Source organism: Pseudoselenomonas ruminantium (assembly GCF_900113715.1).
GTDB lineage: Bacteria > Bacillota > Negativicutes > Selenomonadales > Selenomonadaceae > Selenomonas_A > Selenomonas_A caprae.
The window spans coordinates 94,206-113,138 of the sequence record NZ_FOQK01000005.1; the positions used below are offsets into that span (position 1 = coordinate 94,206).

The window sequence follows — 18,933 nt, forward strand, 5'->3', positions numbered from 1 at the left end:
CGGCGTTACCGTTGGCTCCGGCGTTACCGTTGGCGTCGGCGTTACCGTTGGTTCCGGCGTTACCGTCGGTTCCGGCGTTACCGTTGGCTCCGGTGTTACCGTTGGTTCCGGTGTTACCGTTGGTTCCGGCGTTACCGTCGGTTCCGGCGTTACCGTTGGCTCCGGTGTCGGGGTTACAATCAGTGATGTATCGATCCAGCTTCCTGGTCCGTCCTCACCTTCCACGATAAGCACGTCATCGATTTTGGAATTTATCGCATCACCAACATTAACACCATTTACGCCGTGAAGATAAATCGAACTATCCGCATTTACCTGCCCTGTAAACGTATCTGCTGTGTCGGAGGCATGATTGGTCCCACCACCAATGCTCACGGTATCGTCAGCATCCACCCACAGATTATTCAGGAGCGCTGATTTGCCAACGTTGCCGCCAATGGTAATCTGGTTGCCGACCAGCATCGCACTGGAGCGAGCATTGTTCGTTTCCTGAAGGAAGCCGATAAGGTTCTTGTTCTGGCTTTCGACATCTGCCCAGCTTGCATCCGATTTCCAGCTGACACCTACGTACGGCTGATCGTAGATATGATCATTATTGGGGTCATTGAACTTCACGCCATGTGACGTGTCATGCGACCATCCCTGATACATATTGGTTGCCACGATACCTTCCGCATTGCCGGTCGTCGTAAAGAACAGGGTTCCCTGTCCATCGTTGGCTTCGCCTTCCGGGCCAGTCACCCAATAGAATTCGCGGCCAGCTTTGACATTCTTACCGACCACAGCAGTCTTGCCCCCAACAAGGACCTCATTCTTTTTGCCAGCCAGCAGGGAACCGACAATCCAGTTCTCGAGCTCCGTCGTTATCGTTGCCAAGTACTTATCCCCGACGGCCGATCCACCAGCGGTTCCCTCTTGCGCAGCCAGTTTTGCTGTCTCCCAGCGGGTCAATATCGACTCATGATTGTTCGTACTACCATGCGACCAGTTTGTCAAGATATGCTTAGCCAGCTGATGGTATTCTGCAGCGGTCAGCTCGTCAAACGGCTTAGCCGTGCCAGTTACATTCTTGTCCCCCAGTTTGACGTGTTCGTTGTAATACGCCTGCAAAGCCTCTTCATAGGCGGCTTCATCCGTGGGCAATGTCCTGTTCTTATAGGTACCATACTGCGCAAAGCAACGTTCCGCAATTTGTGCGCGCTCCTCCGCACTCAAATCGCTAAACTTCTTCCAGACTGTATCTTTAAGGTAATTCTCGTAATATAGCCCAGCCAGTCTCTTCAGATCCGGATCGTTCTTGACCGAATCCTGCAAGGTTTTGCCGATTATTTCATTGACATACAGGCGATAGGAATTAGCCGAATCCAGATTGCCACTGATGAGAATATTGCCACGCGTATCATCGGCAGCCGTGTCAATGATGAGCTCCCCTTGATTAAGCCCCACGGCCACATCGCCATAGAATGTAGCGTTGCCGCCTTTGGTTTCAATCCTGCGATCGCCATTTTCCAGATAGTTGCCATCTGCATCGCGTTCATCAGCAGCATGACCGATATAGGTACCGACACGGCCATCGCTGATGGATGCACCACAGCCAGCAGTAAAGTCGCCGCCATTTGTCTTGATATCGGCATTGAGGATGACCATGCCCTTGGCATCGCCATCGGTATCGGCATGCAGATTGACATGCAGCTTGCCATCGGTCGCCGTTATCGGCGCATTGATGGCCACATTGCGCTGTGCCTCCAGCGTCAGCGTAGCCTCGCTGCCCGCTGTGCCATATGTCGCATCATTGAGGACCATGCGCTCCGTAGATTTCACGATTGGCGAATTGACCGTAATATTCGATACGCCTAAGGAATAAATATCCGCATTTGCTTCCACAGTATTCTGGTCTGCTGCCTGTATCCGCACACTGGTACCATTGCTGAGACGCCAGCTGATATAGTCGGCATTGATATAGCTCTGCTGATTTCCAGCCGTCGCATTCTGTGCCTGATACAGCTGCTCTTCTGTCTGCGCTGTCGTGTCAGCTGGTGTAGCATCAGCATAGCCCTCCGGCGCTTCATTGGTGATAATGATATCGACGGGATCGATGAACCATTCGCCCGCTTTGCCATTCACGCCAAAAGCCTCAATCTGTGCCTTAGTCGAAACGGATAGCACATCACCAGAAGTCTCCACCTGGCCGCCGTTATTGTCACCGCTGGCCGTAAGCACGGCGCCATCGGCGATATTTACCCGCTGGCCCAGCACCTTGACCGTTCCGCCGCTATGGCCGGTTGCAAGACCATCTGCCGACACCTGGCCGGATACATTGACGATACCATGGCTGCCACCATCAAGAACGATTTCCCCCTGCTCATCGACGCGTACACTCTTCGCTTCGATGATACCACTGTGATTGACTACTTCGCTTAAAAGATCTCCGGCACTTTTGGCAGTCATCAGCACACGGCCGCCATCGGCCGTTATCTTGCCGCTATTGAGGATATGCGCATCAGCCACTTCACCGCTGACAGCGATATTCAGTTTGCCCGCCGTATCCATAGCAAGATGCAGGTTCTTAGCTGCACTGAGTGCCACTTCTCCGGCTGGATTCTCGATGCTGCCGGTATTTTCTACCACCGCAGCATGCAGCGCCACAAGTCCGCCCTGCGCCTTTATCTCCGCCGCATTCAGTATCTTTCCTGTAGACGTTTCACCGAGTCCCAAGGAGATTGCTTCCACGCCATCGCCAAAACTCGTCATGAAATTATCGTTTACCTGTGCGGTTGAAGCGATCAAGCTGCCAGTATCTACCTGTGCACCCTGTCCAAACAGAATCCCGCGCGGATTGATCAGGAATACCGTACCGCCTGCCTTGAGGCTGCCATAGATTTCTGAAGCACTATTCCCTACCACACGGTTCAAAGCTATATCTGTCGGCAATTGATTGAACACAACGCTTTCGCCGCGCTCAATGTTAAAAAGATCCCAATCCAACGCTACATGGTGCGAATGCTGATCAATAACCAAAGTATGCTCCTTCTTACCGATTTCAGCTTCACCCGAACGAATTTTACCGCCTGTCGGCAGAGCTTCTACTCCGCTCATGGAAAAAGCCGAAAATGTCACACCCATAGCAACAGCTAAGTGCAGCGCCTTTTTCCGTATTGTCCGCATAGAAACACCTCCCTACTCCTTTTAACCATCGAAACTTCTTCCCTATACTTATATATCGAAACATTCCTGTTACGACTTACCATTTTCAGAAAATATTTACATTTATTTAATATTATAACGCCGTTGTTATAATGTATTTTTAAGGAATGACTTAAAAATATATGCCGCCGCGCAGCCAAAAACAACCATGCGTTTTATTCTTATCATTCTGGGCTTCCTGTGCACCAAGCGGCCAGGCATAGTCTGCCCGTAGGAATGCCGCGTCCGCGAAATTCAGCAGCAGGCCCACACCTGCACCTTGCAGGAAGCGATGATTTTCCCCACTTGTCCGGTGATCATGCGCAATGACCACGCCGCCATGATCGATAAAGCCAGCCAGCTGGCAGCGTATCTTACCTGAAAATGGCAGCAGATAGCGAAGCTCGCCGCGAATAAGATAGCCCATATCGCCCGATGACTCACTGGCAGGATAAGCCCGCACCCCTGTAGCACCGCCTAACGAGAAGCGCTCTGACGAGTCAAGATTCCGGCTGGCCAGCTGTCCCCGTGCATAGAGCTGCCAGCTGACGCGCGGCGAAAGCTGTTCCATATATTGCCAGCTGCCCCGCAGCTTATGATACGTTCCTGCCGTACGGGCTTTCTGCTGCTGGACATAGGCTTCGTCGTTGTCAGCGCCCAATGTTCCCCATTTGTAGTCCATACGCCAGCTCGACTGGGCACGGCTCCAGCGCTTGTCCCCATAGAGCGATAAGACCAGCGCATGCGTATGTTTTTTCAGCTGATAATCTACGGTACGATACTCATCAGACAACATGCTCTTTTCATAGGAAAGTCCGGCATAGAGATTTTCATACTGGCTGCGCCTGAGCGCATACTCAAGGCCAACCGATGCCGTACGCGATGTCCCGCAAGCATCGAGCACCCGATAGGTGTCTCCCAATTGGTACGACAACATGCTATACCCCAGCATCGCCCGCAGTCCATCCGCTCCAAACGGTAACAGATAACGCAGGCTATAATTGTATAGATTGCTGCCCGTCATGCTGCCAGCCAAGTCGAGCTGGCCGCCAGCCTGTTCCGGATTCAAGATATTGTAGAATACACCGTAGGAATTATAGCCGGTATAGCGATTGCCATAATTATCGGCACTGATCATGCCACACTTGCCATAGTGCGGCATAAGTGTCAGCTTCAATATGACCGTCCCTTCCTGGCGGCCAGTCTCCATGCTGGCCTTGGCATCAGCACCAGCCAAATCCGATAGCAGCCATACAGCGCGTTCCAGCTTAGCTCGTGTGATATAGTCGCCAGGATGGAGGAAGCGGATTTCACGCTGCAACACGCTTTCATGGATACTTGTCTTATTGTCGAGCTTGATTTCATCGATTCTGCCGATGAGCACACGATATTCGACGACACCATTCTTGATTTTCTGTGCCGGCAGATAGACACGGGCCATCAGATAACCGCGCTGCCGGAAATACGCCGTCAGCTTTTCCGCTCCAGCTTGCAGCTCCTTGAACGAAACCATCCTGCCTTGATACTCTTTGAGTTGTTCCTGCAAGATGGTTTCGTCTACGATGTCCTGCCCTGTGACAGCAAAGCCTGCGACATTTATTTTGACATCTTCGGCCATAGATAGCGGTGGCCGTTCCGGCTCACTGACTTCAATCGCAGCCGTTCCAGCTGCTTCCGGCAAACCGACTTCCTCCTTGTCCTGTTCCGCACGGCTTAGCGTACCAGCTGTCGGCAGTTCAGCGGCCGCTGCTGTCGAGCCTGCCAGCAGCAAACATACGGCGGTCACTAACATCTTTTGGGTAGCTCTAATCTTGTCTCGCTGCATCATCATCACCTGCTTCGTAAAAAGTACAAAAAAAGAATGCTTGGACATTGCGCCCTAAGCATTCACTTGCCATTATACTTTTGTCAGCCACTCCAGTCACTCCGAAGCCATCTCCTGTGCCCAATAATACCGTCCATCATTTCCCTTGACACAGGCAACGCCCATCTTCGTATAATGACGATTGAGTAAATTGGCACGATGCGTCGGCGAATTCATCCAGGCACGGACGATTGCTTCGGCATCAGCCTTCTTGCTGACCGCCAGGTTCTCACCGAACCAGGCAAAAGATGCATTTGCAAAAACCGATTTGACTTCCCGGCCATCCGGACGGCGATGAGCAAAATTCACTTCTGCTTCTGCAGCACGGACATACGAAGCAGCCGCAAGCTCACGATTGAGCGCCAGCGGTGCTACGCCAGCATTAACGCGCATGATGTTGACATGATAAAGAACTTCCTGATCCAACTCCGCCGCTAATGCGGAAGAAGCAGCAAAAACGACAAGAGCCAGTACCAGCAGGGAAACCATCCGCCGCCAGGTTTTCATCTTTCTCGCCTCTTTCGTTTGCCGCTTGACCGTCATCTTATGAGCACTTGGTATCCTCACTTCGCGCCCTCCTGCCTCGGCAGGGAAGATTCCGATCGCACAACAAACCAGCGAACCCATTATCGAAGCCTCGATAATGATGTTTCCTGCTGGCGCAGCCATCGCATGACTGCAGCAATCCCGTTTTTGCTATTCAGTTTTACAGCATTCTTCTTAGTTATATTATAACGTAAAGTAATCAAACAAGCAATGCTTTTCTTTGCAGCATGCCGATATCTGTAACGATTTGACCGGTAACTGCATCCAGCAATTCTTTTCCATTACTTTTTCGCTGTTCAACAGAAAAATCCTGCCACAGATTTCTCTGCAGCAGGATTTTTAATCATTTTACAAGCTTATAATATTTTTTCTTGCCCTTCTTCAAGATAGCCTCGCCATCTTTGAAGTCAGTCTCCGCCAGCACATAGTCAACATCCGCTACTTTGACATCGTTGAGAGCTACACCATTCTGCTGGATCAGACGGCGGCCCTCGCCCTTCGACGCAACGATCTTGCCGGCAGCCATGACATCCAGCAGTTTATCGTCGGCAGCCGCCTTGACCTCGGGGATATTGGCCCCGGCACCCGAGCCACCGAACATGGCCTCAGCTGCCGCTTTAGCCTCCTCGGCAGCCTGCTCGCCATGAACGATTTTCGTGACCTCATAGGCCAGGATCTTCTTGGCCTCATTGATAGCCGAATCCTGAAGTGCACCAAGACGGCGAACCTCATCCATCGGCAGGAACGTGAGCAGGGCAAGGCAGTTCTCGACATCCGCATCATCAACGTTGCGCCAGTACTGGTAGAACTCATACGGGCTGGTCTTTTCTGCATCAAGCCAGAGCGCACCGCCAGCAGTCTTACCCATCTTCTTGCCGTCGCTCTTAGTAAGGAGCTTGTTCGTCAAGCCGTAGACAGCGGTATTGTTCTTGCGGCGGTTGAGCTCGACACCAGCGATGATGTTCGACCACTGGTCGTCACCGCCCATCTCGAGTTTGCAGCCATAGCGGCGGTTGAGCTCGAGGAAATCGTAGCCCTGCATGATCATATAGTTGAATTCCAGGAACGTAAGTCCCTTTTCCCAGCGCTGCTTATAGCAGTCAGCAGCCAGCATGCGATTGACTGTGAAGCAGGCACCGACTTCGCGCAGCAGATCGATGTAGTTGAGCTTGCGCAGCCAGTCGCCGTTATTGACCATGATGGCCTTGTCATCGCTGAAATCGATGAAGCGGGCAATCTGCTTCTTGAAGCATTCACAGTTGTGCTCGATATCCTCATCCGTCAGCATCCGGCGCATGTCCGTACGGCCCGACGGATCGCCGACCGTACCCGTACCACCACCGACAAGGCAGATGGGACGATGACCAGCACGCTGCATATGGGCCATCGCCATCAGCGCGATGAAATGGCCCGCATGCAGGCTGTCTGCCGTCGGATCGAAGCCGATGTAGAACGTAACTTTCTCTTTATCAAAAAGCTCTCTGAGCTCCTCTTCGTTTGTGCATTGCGCGATGAAACCGCGTTCTTTCAAAGTATCAAATACATTAGCCAACAAACTCTCTCCTTTGAGACTTACTACAAATCATTACTGCATATCAATTACGGCCCTTGGCTATGCCGCCGCCCGGCTCAGGGGCGACTGCTTCAGGAGCGGACGGAGTATTCTTGGAGCCAGCCGGAGCATCTGCACCTTTTGCTGGCTTGCCGCCATTCGCCTTGGCATCCTTGGCGTTTTTCTCGTCCTTCTTCTTGCCATCGTCCTTTTTCTTGACTTCGGTCTTCTTATCGTTTTCCAGCTCACCGATGCTGTCGTGTTTCGAAGCGACGGAACCATCGAAGTTCTTGGCCGGGGTCTGCGCCAGAGCCTTTTCCATAAAGGCCTTCCAGATCTGTGCTGGCAGCTGGCCGCCCATGACACCATTCATTGGCGTATTGTCATCGTTGCCAACCCAGACGCCGCAGACGAGATCGGGCGTATAGCCAACAAACCAGGCATCGTGATAGTCACTCGTCGTACCAGTCTTGCCAGCAGCCGGACGGCCGATATTGGCCCGCGTACCGGTACCCTTCTTGATAACACCCTCGAGCATATCTGTAAGCTCTACGGCACTGCTTTCGCTGACGACGCTGCGCTGTTTGGGTTCCGCCTGCTCAAGCACCTTGCCATTGCGGTCAAGCACTTTGATGACCACGACCGGATTGACATGAACGCCCTTATTGGCAAACGTGCAGTATGCACTCGTGAGCTCTAATGGCGTCACACCTTTGGTCAGGCCGCCCAAAGCGGTCGACAACGTGCGGTCATTCTGAGGTCCGTCGAGCACAAATGTCGAGATGCCCATCTCCTGCGCATAATAAATCGGCTTGTCGATGCCGATCTTCTGCGCAATCTTGACCGTCGGTACGTTCATCGAATAGCGGGCCACATCGCTTAGCTTGACTTTGCCGCTGAAGTTGCCGCTGTCGTTCTGCGGCCGCCAGCCATTGATGTTGATGGGGCTGTCGTCGATGATCGTGTTCGGTGTGAATTTATTCTCCAGTGCTGCCACAAAAACAAAGGGCTTGAAAGCCGAGCCCGGCTGGCGCACTGCCATCGTCGCGCGGTTGAACTGGTCGGTGCCGCGGCCGCCGACCATCGCCTTGACATAGCCGTTGTGCGGGTCGATGGCGACCAAGGCTCCCTGCGGCTGCTGGATCTTGTTGCCATCCACCTTGACATTCGGCAGCTGCTTCATCGCGGTTTCCGCTGCACGCTGTGCATCCATATCGATGGTCGTATAGATCTTGAGCCCTTCTTTGTAGACAGCATCTGCGCCATACTTATCGATGAGCAGCTGCGTCACATAATCGATAAAGTAGGAAGCTTCCGTATTGCTTTCCTTCTTGACCGGCTTCACGATCTGCAATTTCTCGGGCTTGGTCTTAGCCGCCAGGCTGCTGTTGATATAGCCGTATTTTGCCATCTGGTCAAGGACTGTTCCCTTGCGTTCCTGTGCGGCATCAAGATTGTTGAGCGGCGAGTAATAGTTCGGGCTCTTCGGGATACCAGCAAGCATGGCACATTCATTGAGCGTCAGATCCTCGACGTTCTTGCCGAAGTAAGTCTGCGCTGCTGCCTGTACGCCATAAGCACCCTGCCCAAAATAGATCTGGTTCATATACATCTCGAGGATTTCCTGCTTTGTATACTGCCGCTCGAGCTGCAGGGCCAGGAAAACCTCCTGTATCTTACGCGTCAGCGTGCGTTCCTGGGTCAGGTACGCGTTCTTGGCCAGCTGCTGCGTGATGGTCGAGCCACCCTCCGAGACGCCACGGCCGCGGATGTTGGCATAGAGCGCACGCAGGATGCCGCGCGGGTCGACACCGCTGTGCTCGTAGAAGCGGTTATCCTCGACGGCCACGAAAGCATTCTGCAAGTCTTTGGGAACTTGCTGGATCTTGACGGGCCGGCGGTTTTCAGCCGCGTGGACATTGGCAATCTCATTGCCATTGATATCGTAAATCTGCGAAGACGCCGGTGGCAGGATATCGTTTGCCAGATCGGGCTTCGTATTCATGCTGGCAGTCAGAAAACCACAGCCAATGCCCGTGACCATGACCAGGATGACCAGACCAAAGCCGAGGATGACTTTTTTGACGTTGCTGCTGCCACTTTTTGCGGGACGTTTTTGACGGCTCGTATTCGTATTTGAACGTTTCTCCATGAGCTGCCTCCTTAAATTTATACTTTTTCATTTTATCACAAATCGAATGTATCGTCTATGAAATGAACAGCTCAAATCGTTGTTTTCTGCTTATTTGAGGTCTACGATGGTAGCACCGGTTCCGCCCTCATTGATATCAGCAAATTGGAATTTGGCCACATTGCGGTGATGTTTGAAATATTCATGGACGCCCTTGCGGAGTGCGCCCGTTCCCTTGCCATGAATGACAAGCACCTGCGTGAGCCCCGCGATAACGGCATCATCGATGAACTTGCCGAGCACGATTTCTGCCTCATCGACCATCATGCCGCGGATATCGATATCGCGGCCGATGTTCTGCGTCTTTTGCAGGAATGAGCCCGATTGCGTCGTGCGCTTCCTGCCGGCTGCTGCCGGAGCCTTCTCTTTCTCCGCATGGGAAAGAAACGTGCAGCCCGAGGCCTTGACCTTGGTCCGCAGGCCGCCCAGCTGTACCGTGAGCTCTTTTCCCTGTACCTCCAGGACTGTCCCCTTCTGGTCAAGTTTCTTGACGTAGATGATATCGCCTGGCACCAGCGTCTTGACGTCAATCTTCTTGCCGACGCCCTTCTGCGCCATGATGCCCGGTCTTGCCCGGTCAGAAGCCTCATTGATCCTGGCCCGTGCCTCCTGGATGGCCTGCTGGCGCGCCCGGATGCCCTGATCATCAAACTGCTCCTTGAGATCCTTTATGACTTCCTCGGACTCACGCCGCGTCTGGCGGATCATCGCGGCACTCTTCTCCTTGGCCTTGCGGATGATATCGCCCTTCTTCTTGGCAAGCTCCGCCTTCGCATCCTCAAGTTTGCGCTCGAGCTGTGTGACCCGCTGCTGGCGCTCGCGGATATCGGCGTTCATCTGCTCATACATCATCTTCTCATTCTCAAGCTGGTTGATGACATGCTCAAACTGGGCATGGTCAGCCTTGACCAGCTGCTTAGCCCGCAGGATAAGCGAGTCAGAAAGACCGAGCCGCTGGCTGATGGCAAAGGCATTGCTCGCACCCGGAATGCCGATGAGCAAGCGATAGGTCGGCCGCAGGGTCTCGACGTCAAATTCCACGCAGGCATTTTCGATGCCCTCGCGCGTATAAGCAAACGTCTTGAGCTCCGAATAATGCGTCGTTGCCACAGTCGTTGCCCGCACATCGAGCAGACGCTCGAGGATGGACATCGCAAGTGCCGCACCTTCCTCAGGATCGGTGCCCGCCCCAAGCTCATCGAGCAGCAGCAGATCGTCGCTTTCAACTTTGTCGAGAATGCGCACGATATGAGTCATATGCGCCGAAAAAGTCGACAGGCTCTGCTCGATGCTCTGCTCATCGCCGATGTCGGCATAGACATTCTGATAGACTGCAATCTCCGAATCGGCAGCGACCGGCAGATAGCAGCCTGACTGCGCCATCAGCACCATGAGGCCCAGCGTCTTCATGCTGACCGTCTTACCACCAGTATTCGGGCCCGTTATGAGCAGCATGCGGTAGCCATCGCCCAGCGTGATGCTCGTCGGTACGACTTTGTCGCGCGGAATCAACGGATGGCGCGCATTCTTGAGCACGGTCCGCCCTTCCGTATTGAGCAGCGGGCGTGTTGCCTCCATATCCCGGGCCAGCTTCGCCTTGGCAAATGCAAAGTCAATATCTGCCAGTATCATGCAATTGGCCGTGAGCGGTTCACTGTCGCGGCTGATTTCCTGCGACAATTGCCGCAGGATACGCTGTACTTCCTGCTGCTCCGCCAGCGTCAGCTGCTTGACATCGTTATTGAGCTCCACCACCGCCATCGGCTCGATGAAAAGCGTCGAGCCACTCGCCGACTGGTCATGGATAAGACCAGGGAAATGCGCGCGGTATTCAGCCTTGACCGGCAGCACGTAGCGCTCATCGCGCACTGTGACGATGGCATCCTGGAACATTTTCTGATATGCCGCATCGTGAAGGATACTGTTGATCTTATCCTTTATGCGCACCTGCGACGATTTGAGCTCCCGGCGGATGCGGCGCAGCTCGACACTGGCATCTTCGCGCATGTTGCCATGCTCATCGATCGTGTTGCCAAGATTGCGCTCAAGCTGGCCAAGAATCTCCAGCGAACGCGCCCACTCCTTTAGCAGCGGCACCTCGGCCTCAAGATCGCGGAAGAAATACTTGACATTGCGCATCGCATAGAGGGTACTCATGACCTCCTGCATCTCCGCCAGGTCAAGCACCGCCCCTTTGCCCACTTTCGTGAGCAGCGGGCGGATGTCGCGGATGCCGCCGAGCGGTGGTGCGGTCATAGCATAGACCTGCACAGCCTCATCCGTCTCCTGCTGCCATTCAGCAATCTCGGCGATATCCGAGCTCGGGAAGAGCAGCCGGGCCTTTTCCTTGCCCAGCGCTGATCCGGCCCGCTCCTCAAGCATCGCCGTGATTTTCTCATATTCTAATATCTTGAACGATTCATTTTCCATTGTTAAAGCACTCCCCGGAAATGCACGGTAAGTATATTACTATATAATACTATGCTATTCCGTCTATATTGTCTCCAAAATCTACAGCAAAATTGCACCGCATATTTTTTTAGTACGCTTTTAGTACGCACAAAAGCCCCCGTAACAGCCGGGGGCTTGCATATATTATAAGCTATTTTTAGAGTTTCTGCAACGCCATCCGAATAGCTTCACGCTCACGTTCAGAATCAGCTTCCTCCATCATGCGCTCCAACTTGGGACGGATATCGTGACCGCTGAACCCGTCCTCGTAAGACCGGCGATACGATCCGTTGTCCATGTAGCGACCCATAGAATCCCTGCGACGGTAGCTGTTACGATTCGACATCCCGCCGTCCTTCAACTTATTCATAAGCTTCATGTCCATTTATATCACTCCTATCGCACTCACGCCTTCACGGTCGAAGTTAATGCTGGCGTCTACCTTAGCAATCGGGATCGTGCTCAGATTTTGGATAGCTACATTCTGACAGCAGCCAGCTACAATTTGTGCCGTAATATCTCGTGAGATATTAAAGAACTGCTCTACTGCGGCAGGAGTGACCGTCATGATAGACAATCGGTGTCTGTTTGCGTTTCACCATTGTTACCTTCCTTACTTATACATGATTACCCCAGTATGGGGCATAAAATAGTTTTGCGCAAATTATTTTTTACACAAACTATATTACACTCCTAATTGTTCATATCTCACCTTATATACGCAATACTTTATATGTAAAATCTTCCAGCCGGGGTTTACAGTCTATTCTATGAAGTCGTTTTTTAATAGGTTATGTATCGCGAATTTTTTCCTTCGCAAATTGTTTGCTTTCTTTTGTGCCTTGGTTAATTTTGGTAAATCGGTCAGACCAGCAAGTTTCATTCCCGCGTTCGTATATATCTTAGGCATCCAGTTTTCTCCGTAATCACGCATCATCAATGTCCGTTGTGATTGAAGTAGAAGTTCAAACCCTATGTTATCTTGGACAAAATTGCTAACAGCAATAAGTATACGTTCCTGTCCATATAATTCTCCGGTGTATCGTTCGAGATTCATGTAATTAGACATATTTTCATAGTATATCGTTCCATCTAAATCTTGAAACCAACCGTAGGCATTCATATCAATATGTTTCCCACAGTACATATATCTTTTATAATCTTCTGCTGTGTTGTTAATTTCATCTAACACAAACATACCAGTGCATAAATCAGAATGATTATGAGGATAATTTAAGCATGAACAAACAATATCTCCTTTTTTGAATGGCGTAGGAAAATAGCACCAAAGGTAATCAAAATCTTCCTCATCTGTAATATGATAATCGATACCTCCTTTATCTTCAATTTTTGCTTTATGTTTCTCGAAAAACTCTATATTTTGATTTAAATACTCATGAATGCTATCATGTTTAATTAAGTGCCTATACTTAGGCATAGGCAAGTCTGACATATTGTCAACTATCCAGCGATAAGCCTTATATTTCTCGTCCATTGACATTTTAATATTCTGGTAAACGAGCCATGCTGCTTGAATAGTGTTACATTGATAATTTATGTCGTATAGATACTGGCGAATGTCTTTTGAATTAACATAGGATAAAACATTCAAAAATTACACCTTTCCTTTCAGATTTCATATTTAACTTAATTATTTTACGATGCAAATTTAAGTATTAATACATATCTGCAACATGACATAGCTGCTCATATATTTGCCTTGTACTATTTTCTTTATAGACATAAATATGAGACCCTTTTAATGTTATAGGGATTATTACGAATTGCATGAATACCATAATCCAGCTTTTATCATCAAAATGACCCTCAAAGTAATACTCGAACAAACGTGAACTTAAATTATAAGCTAATATGTTTTTTTAGCATTATGGTGCAATACATCATTATAAAATCTGTCCATGCTAATTCTCCTTAAATGAAGAAAGTAATTTTCATAATGTAACCTCCTACATATAAAAGAAGCTAATTACTTGAAATGTTAATGACTAACCTACCATTTGAATCTTTCATAGTATTTTGCAGTTTATTTATATGTTTATCATTATCACATTCTTGATAAGGAACATAAATTGTTATTGCATTAATATTTTTTGAATAGTTGAGAATGGCCGGGATCTCTATGTAGTCATCATATATTAAAGTTAAAGCTACAATATCTGAACCATCAATCAATCTATCAAAGGGATTCATGCTATGAGAATATGGTCGATAGAAGGGACTCCGCCGACAATTGTTTGCCTGTTCATTTATGATAATTTCTACCCCATCATAAGCTTTGTAAAATTGTGCATGATTTGGATAAGGCGAAGATGAAAAAGCAATATCAACATTATTAAGTCGAATATAATATATATCTTCTGCAAGAAAAGATATTTCTTCAAAATTTTCCATTAGTATATCAACTTTCAATAACCCCTCATATATGTTGTTTTTTAAAGACTCAAGACTTACTGCCATGATAATATAACCATATCTTATTCATATCTCCTTGCATCAAGTCGCTAACTTTATCATGGATATAAACATAATGTGGTGGCAAAGGATCCAGTGGAGTAAATCCACATAAATATGCTACAAAAGAATTCCAGCCAATACCTCTAACACACCATTCAAAGTGTTTCAATGAATTTCTCTCAACAAGATAGGATAGCGTTAAATATACTTATGAGAGCTCAGTTTCACTTATATATCTTAATTCTCTTTCCAGTCTTTCTATAACCTTACTAGGTAACTTGTTTACATATATATTCTTTGCTTTTCTATAGGATAGGTCACGCAATTCTTCGATAGGATGCATATAAAACACCTCCGCAATATATTTGAACGTTTTAACTTTGGCTATATATATAATTGATTGCACTAGGCATGATATCAAGGCTTAAGCTGAGCTTATTATAAGAAGCATAATCAAGAGCCCTCATCGGCGCCTCTATAAGTCTTTTTATATTGTTATCAATATGTTGCGCAATGTACTCCAATATTTTTTGTGGAATGACAAGGCCATTAATTGCAACAATATTTTCCAAAATGGCAATACGTGCATTATAATCAGGCTTTTGGATATCTGTTATAAAGCCACTTTTTAAGCAACACCTAAGATTATCATCCAATCGAAACAATTCATCAGGGGCATAATATGAACTAATTACTATTTGCTTTTTTGAATCATATAGTTTATTAAATAGTAAGAAAAATTCTCTTTGTGCACCACGGTCAGCATATAAACCTTCAATATCATCGACTATAAGTATATCAATATCATTATATTTTGTGTAAAAACTACCACATTGTTCTCTCTTAAAGTAAAGATACTCATCCACAAATTGTTCAGCAGATGTATATAGAACTTTTTTATTATTGGTACTAGCCATAGCACTATTGGCTATGGCGTTCAAAAGATGTGTCTTTCCCACCCCCATACTTCCGAAAAGGAAAAGATAGTTTATAATATCTCCAGAGCTATCCACTAAAGAATTAGCAGTTTTGTATGCAATACGGTTTGCTTGATAAATAATAAAGCTTTCAAATGTACATTCATGATTAATTGGTAACGACTTAGCACATATTTGGTCAATAGGGTATTGTCTTTTCGTTACCTCTAAATCAGTTGAAACCACTTTTACACTTATATGTTCTTGACTATTTATAAGCTCGTTTACCAAAGTTTCTATAATTTTTATATAAGGGTTATACTTTCTCATATAAATAGCACTACATCTTGCGCCAATGGTAAAAATTGGCGGTTTCAGTGATATCGGCTTTAAATCCGTCAAAAATATGTCGCAAAAACCTGATGAAAAATATCTTTCTCCTTTAATATAAATTTGATGCCAAAGATTTTCAAGTTCTAGATTACACATACTGTATTCCCCTATTTAGTTCTGCCATCATATCGAACTAGTATAAAGATATTATATGTTTTATTCCATAAAACATATAAGTGTTCTATTTAATTCATCTTCACATAATTCTTTGTATACGTTGATAAATAAATCACGAGCCTCCCATTCATTCTCCATTATATACCTTTTCCCGATACTATAGACAGCTTCTTCAATAAAGGGGTGTGACCATGCTGGAGGAGTAATGGCCGATAAATGACGAATAACTTCATGCCATGCATTTATCGGCTTAGGTGCATTGTGAGCGATTACACCAGCAGTTTTCTCGACACTTCGTATAACATTAAGAACTTGATTGAGTGTTGGCATTTCATTTTGAGTCATACTTAAACGCTGAAACGCTACCACAATTATATAGGGAGAAATATTTAGTAATGATAAAGTTTTAGCTATATGCTCCGTTCGTATAGACTTATCATTTGTATCTGAGAACACTCGACAATAATTGCTTACAATCAAGTTTATCTGATTGCTTTTTTCGATAGCAGATAAAGCATTTTTTACATGAGTTGGTTTATACATCTTGATGTCCTCCTATATTACTGATATTAATTCTTTCTAATAAATTATATATCAGTACATGTACAAAATTTTATACATGTGCAATAATGCTTTATCTCATTTCATAAACACAAGAATTATTCAAGTATAATTAGCTTTTCTTCTAGTGAGCAGCTTTTCCTTCACAAGTTTTAATAGTTCAAGTTGCTGAATACTGTATTGTCCTTCAAAGCCATTCACTGAAAAATGATTAGGGGAACTTATGAGAGCGTATACTACCCCTGTAAAATCATGTTCATGATCTGCCCATTTTTCATCTTTTGATATATCATCATGCCTAAAATTGTATTTTTCTCCTAATCCTGAATATTCGCCAAAAACATACTCAATACTACCGCATTCTTTATATGGTGTTACTTTTGAAGAAATTTTTACCATACATTGCCATTCTTTATTTTTTTTGCAATAATGAGGTATCTCAGCAGCGTTTCTCTTTTGTTCCGTTATTAATTTATTTTTAATAACAGTCAGCCACTCTAGCTGCTGACTGTTATAATCCACCTCAAATCCATCGATGTTCAAGTCCTCATATCTAGTAATCACGTCTTCAAGTACTTCAGCAAATACTTTACGTGTAACAGTCTCACCTAACCATGTGTAGCGGTACTGCATCTTGTACCCAGCAAATTTCTGTATCAGTCTATCCAGATACATATCACTATATTTATCCGTACCATCAACAAGACACCAAGTATTATTTTTGCCATCATAAAAAGGGATAGTCTTATCCACCACTTTATTAAGTTTCATCGCCCTATCTAATTGCTCATATCTCACATTAGATTTAGACATACGAAAACCCATATCAAAATAATCTCCTTATTTATCTATACTATAATAATAGGCATATCCTACAATTTATAATATTATTGTTATCTAATGGCTATATACTCAAATTTTATGTTTCTTGTATATTTCTTGTGCTAATTCTCTTATTCTAAAACGTAACTCTTTAGGCTTTGTTATTTCAATGTACTCTCCAAATGACAATGCCCAAAACGACATAGCAGTTTCGTTACATTTCAACCGGATTAGTAGCCGGGTGTCCTTTTTGTCATCAATTTTAAAATATCCCCAGCCGAACCAATCTACTACGTCTTTTAGGCAATCTTCTTCTATCCAAAACTCAATGTCAATGATATCCGATGAAAACATATGTAGACTTTCTAACATAGTTTTGGGAGGATTATAAGCTTTGTCTATATCACGCCAAGTTTTAATACCAGAGGCCTCCTCCCGTACTAGTGACATTTTATCAATTCTATATGTTGATAAATTCTCATGGGGATCTGTGTTACATAATAGATATAGACGACCACTATAAAGCATTATCCGATAAGGGTTTACCAAATACCTCTCCTTGCTTCGTGGATGTAACACTAATTCTTTATTTGAATCGAGTGCAATATCATTGTAGATAAAACTCACCTTATGATTATTATTTATAGCATCAGTTATGACGGCAATGCTTGCAAGTACTTCTTGATTTGGAGAATTGGGCAATCCTCGCATATCTGCTGAAGTATAGCTTTTCGTTCGTAGCTGGAATGATTGACTCCCATGTCGAAGAAGCTTACCTATCAGAACTTTTGCATCATTTTCAGGTAAAGAACGAATAGACATTACACTGTCTATCAGCAGTTTTAATTCCCCATCACTGAATTCTTGTTCTAAATAGTATCCTTTTCCTAGCTTGTCGCATTTTACGATACATCCAAATATATTTTGAAATTCGTCTGTTTGAAAATTAGTGATATGAGCTGCCAGCGTGCTGCGTGTACAAGTCACTAGATGTTGGCTATTTAGTTTATCAATAATCTGTTTATGTGTTAATGGGGATTTTTTACTGGAATAGCGACTTAAAATATCAAGAATCTGTATACCCAACATACGTTTATTACCAGGACTAAAAGGTTTCTCCATATTGTTCACCTCTAGTTGCGAACATAGTTTCTATATAAATGCTATATAAATCTAAATATTGCGTGCTGATACATGTTACTTTAATATATCGTGATGTTTAAATTCTTTTGATATAAACCTACGCGCTCTTTTATATCCGCTTCTTGATGCATGGTTAAATCCGTATAGAGTCAAATCATTTTTTAGTGTAATATCACGGTATTCACTAATACTTTTCTTGTAATATGTTCTACCAACAGTGTAATTTGCGCTAATAGGTATTTTTTTCACCTCTCCTCCATTAATTTCATCTATTGAAGGAAATGCATAATATGCCTTTTTGCTAAATGCGCATATAATACTTATGTTTTCTTCGTTGCAAAATTCAAAAACTGCTTTATTATAGTGAGCACGTTTCCCCGGTGTGTCACCTCCCCCCCATATTAAATAATCGGCTATGTTATTAGAACCTGTCTCACATGATTCTTCTACATAATTAGCAAAATAAACTTTATTGTAGAAGTCACTAATTCCATCTCTATTCTTACTATATCCAAATGAAGCAGCTATATTATGGAAAAAGTTCTTCCATCTATCTGTAACTTTATCATTTATTATTAAATCTACTATATTACGAGTGATATGCACATTTGCCTCTCCTGGGTTTATATCTTTATCATAATGAGATTCACCAAGAATTAAAATTTTAGGATAGGTTGGATTAGGGGGACGCCATGCAATTTCTGATATATACATATAA

14 protein-coding genes are annotated in these 18,933 nt (G+C 45.9%); all 14 read right to left on the reverse strand.

The window, feature by feature from the left end:
- Positions 1–3,165 (reverse strand): two-partner secretion domain-containing protein (locus BM181_RS03990; protein ID WP_143092103.1); only part of this gene is annotated, 3,165 nt, incomplete at its 3' end.
- A gap of 151 nt (positions 3,166–3,316) precedes the next feature.
- Complete coding sequence (locus tag BM181_RS03995) at positions 3,317–5,014, reverse strand: ShlB/FhaC/HecB family hemolysin secretion/activation protein (RefSeq protein ID WP_256211286.1); 1,698 nt, start codon at positions 5,012–5,014, stop codon at positions 3,317–3,319.
- A 90-nt stretch (positions 5,015–5,104) separates the two neighbouring features.
- Positions 5,105–5,614, reverse strand: coding sequence for a CAP domain-containing protein (locus BM181_RS04000; RefSeq protein ID WP_177207158.1), 510 nt, complete (start codon positions 5,612–5,614; stop codon positions 5,105–5,107).
- A gap of 322 nt (positions 5,615–5,936) precedes the next feature.
- Positions 5,937–7,145, reverse strand: coding sequence for a tyrosine--tRNA ligase (tyrS, locus tag BM181_RS04005; RefSeq protein ID WP_075442529.1), 1,209 nt, complete (start codon positions 7,143–7,145; stop codon positions 5,937–5,939).
- 43 nt (positions 7,146–7,188) lie between these two features.
- Entirely contained in the window at positions 7,189–9,297 is a 2,109-nt protein-coding gene (locus BM181_RS04010) for a transglycosylase domain-containing protein (RefSeq protein WP_075442530.1), read from the reverse strand.
- Positions 9,298–9,387: 90 nt separating this feature from the next.
- Entirely contained in the window at positions 9,388–11,766 is a 2,379-nt protein-coding gene (locus BM181_RS04015) for an endonuclease MutS2 (RefSeq protein ID WP_075442531.1), read from the reverse strand.
- A 178-nt stretch (positions 11,767–11,944) separates the two neighbouring features.
- Positions 11,945–12,172 (reverse strand): hypothetical protein, encoded by a 228-nt coding sequence (locus BM181_RS04020; RefSeq protein ID WP_075442532.1) that lies wholly within the window; start codon positions 12,170–12,172, stop codon positions 11,945–11,947.
- A gap of 378 nt (positions 12,173–12,550) precedes the next feature.
- A complete protein-coding gene (locus tag BM181_RS04030; RefSeq protein ID WP_143092104.1) occupies positions 12,551–13,288 on the reverse strand; it encodes a hypothetical protein in 738 nt (245 codons plus the stop codon).
- A gap of 482 nt (positions 13,289–13,770) precedes the next feature.
- A complete protein-coding gene (locus BM181_RS04035) occupies positions 13,771–14,265 on the reverse strand; it encodes a hypothetical protein (RefSeq protein ID WP_075442535.1) in 495 nt (164 codons plus the stop codon).
- Between the two features lie 371 nt (positions 14,266–14,636).
- The gene (locus tag BM181_RS04040) at positions 14,637–15,668 is read right to left on the reverse strand and encodes a DnaA ATPase domain-containing protein (protein WP_075442536.1); all 1,032 of its coding nucleotides are present in this window, start codon (positions 15,666–15,668) and stop codon (positions 14,637–14,639) included.
- 60 nt (positions 15,669–15,728) lie between these two features.
- The gene (locus tag BM181_RS04045; protein ID WP_033169172.1) at positions 15,729–16,232 is read right to left on the reverse strand and encodes a hypothetical protein; all 504 of its coding nucleotides are present in this window, start codon (positions 16,230–16,232) and stop codon (positions 15,729–15,731) included.
- Positions 16,233–16,352: 120 nt separating this feature from the next.
- Complete coding sequence (locus BM181_RS04050) at positions 16,353–17,075, reverse strand: hypothetical protein (RefSeq protein WP_075442537.1); 723 nt, start codon at positions 17,073–17,075, stop codon at positions 16,353–16,355.
- Positions 17,076–17,162: 87 nt separating this feature from the next.
- Positions 17,163–18,194 carry a helix-turn-helix transcriptional regulator gene (locus tag BM181_RS04055; RefSeq protein WP_075442538.1) on the reverse strand — a complete coding sequence of 344 codons (1,032 nt, stop codon included), beginning with the start codon at positions 18,192–18,194 and terminating at the stop codon, positions 17,163–17,165.
- A gap of 75 nt (positions 18,195–18,269) precedes the next feature.
- Entirely contained in the window at positions 18,270–18,929 is a 660-nt protein-coding gene (locus BM181_RS04060; protein ID WP_075442539.1) for a hypothetical protein, read from the reverse strand.
- Positions 18,930–18,933 lie beyond the last annotated feature (4 nt).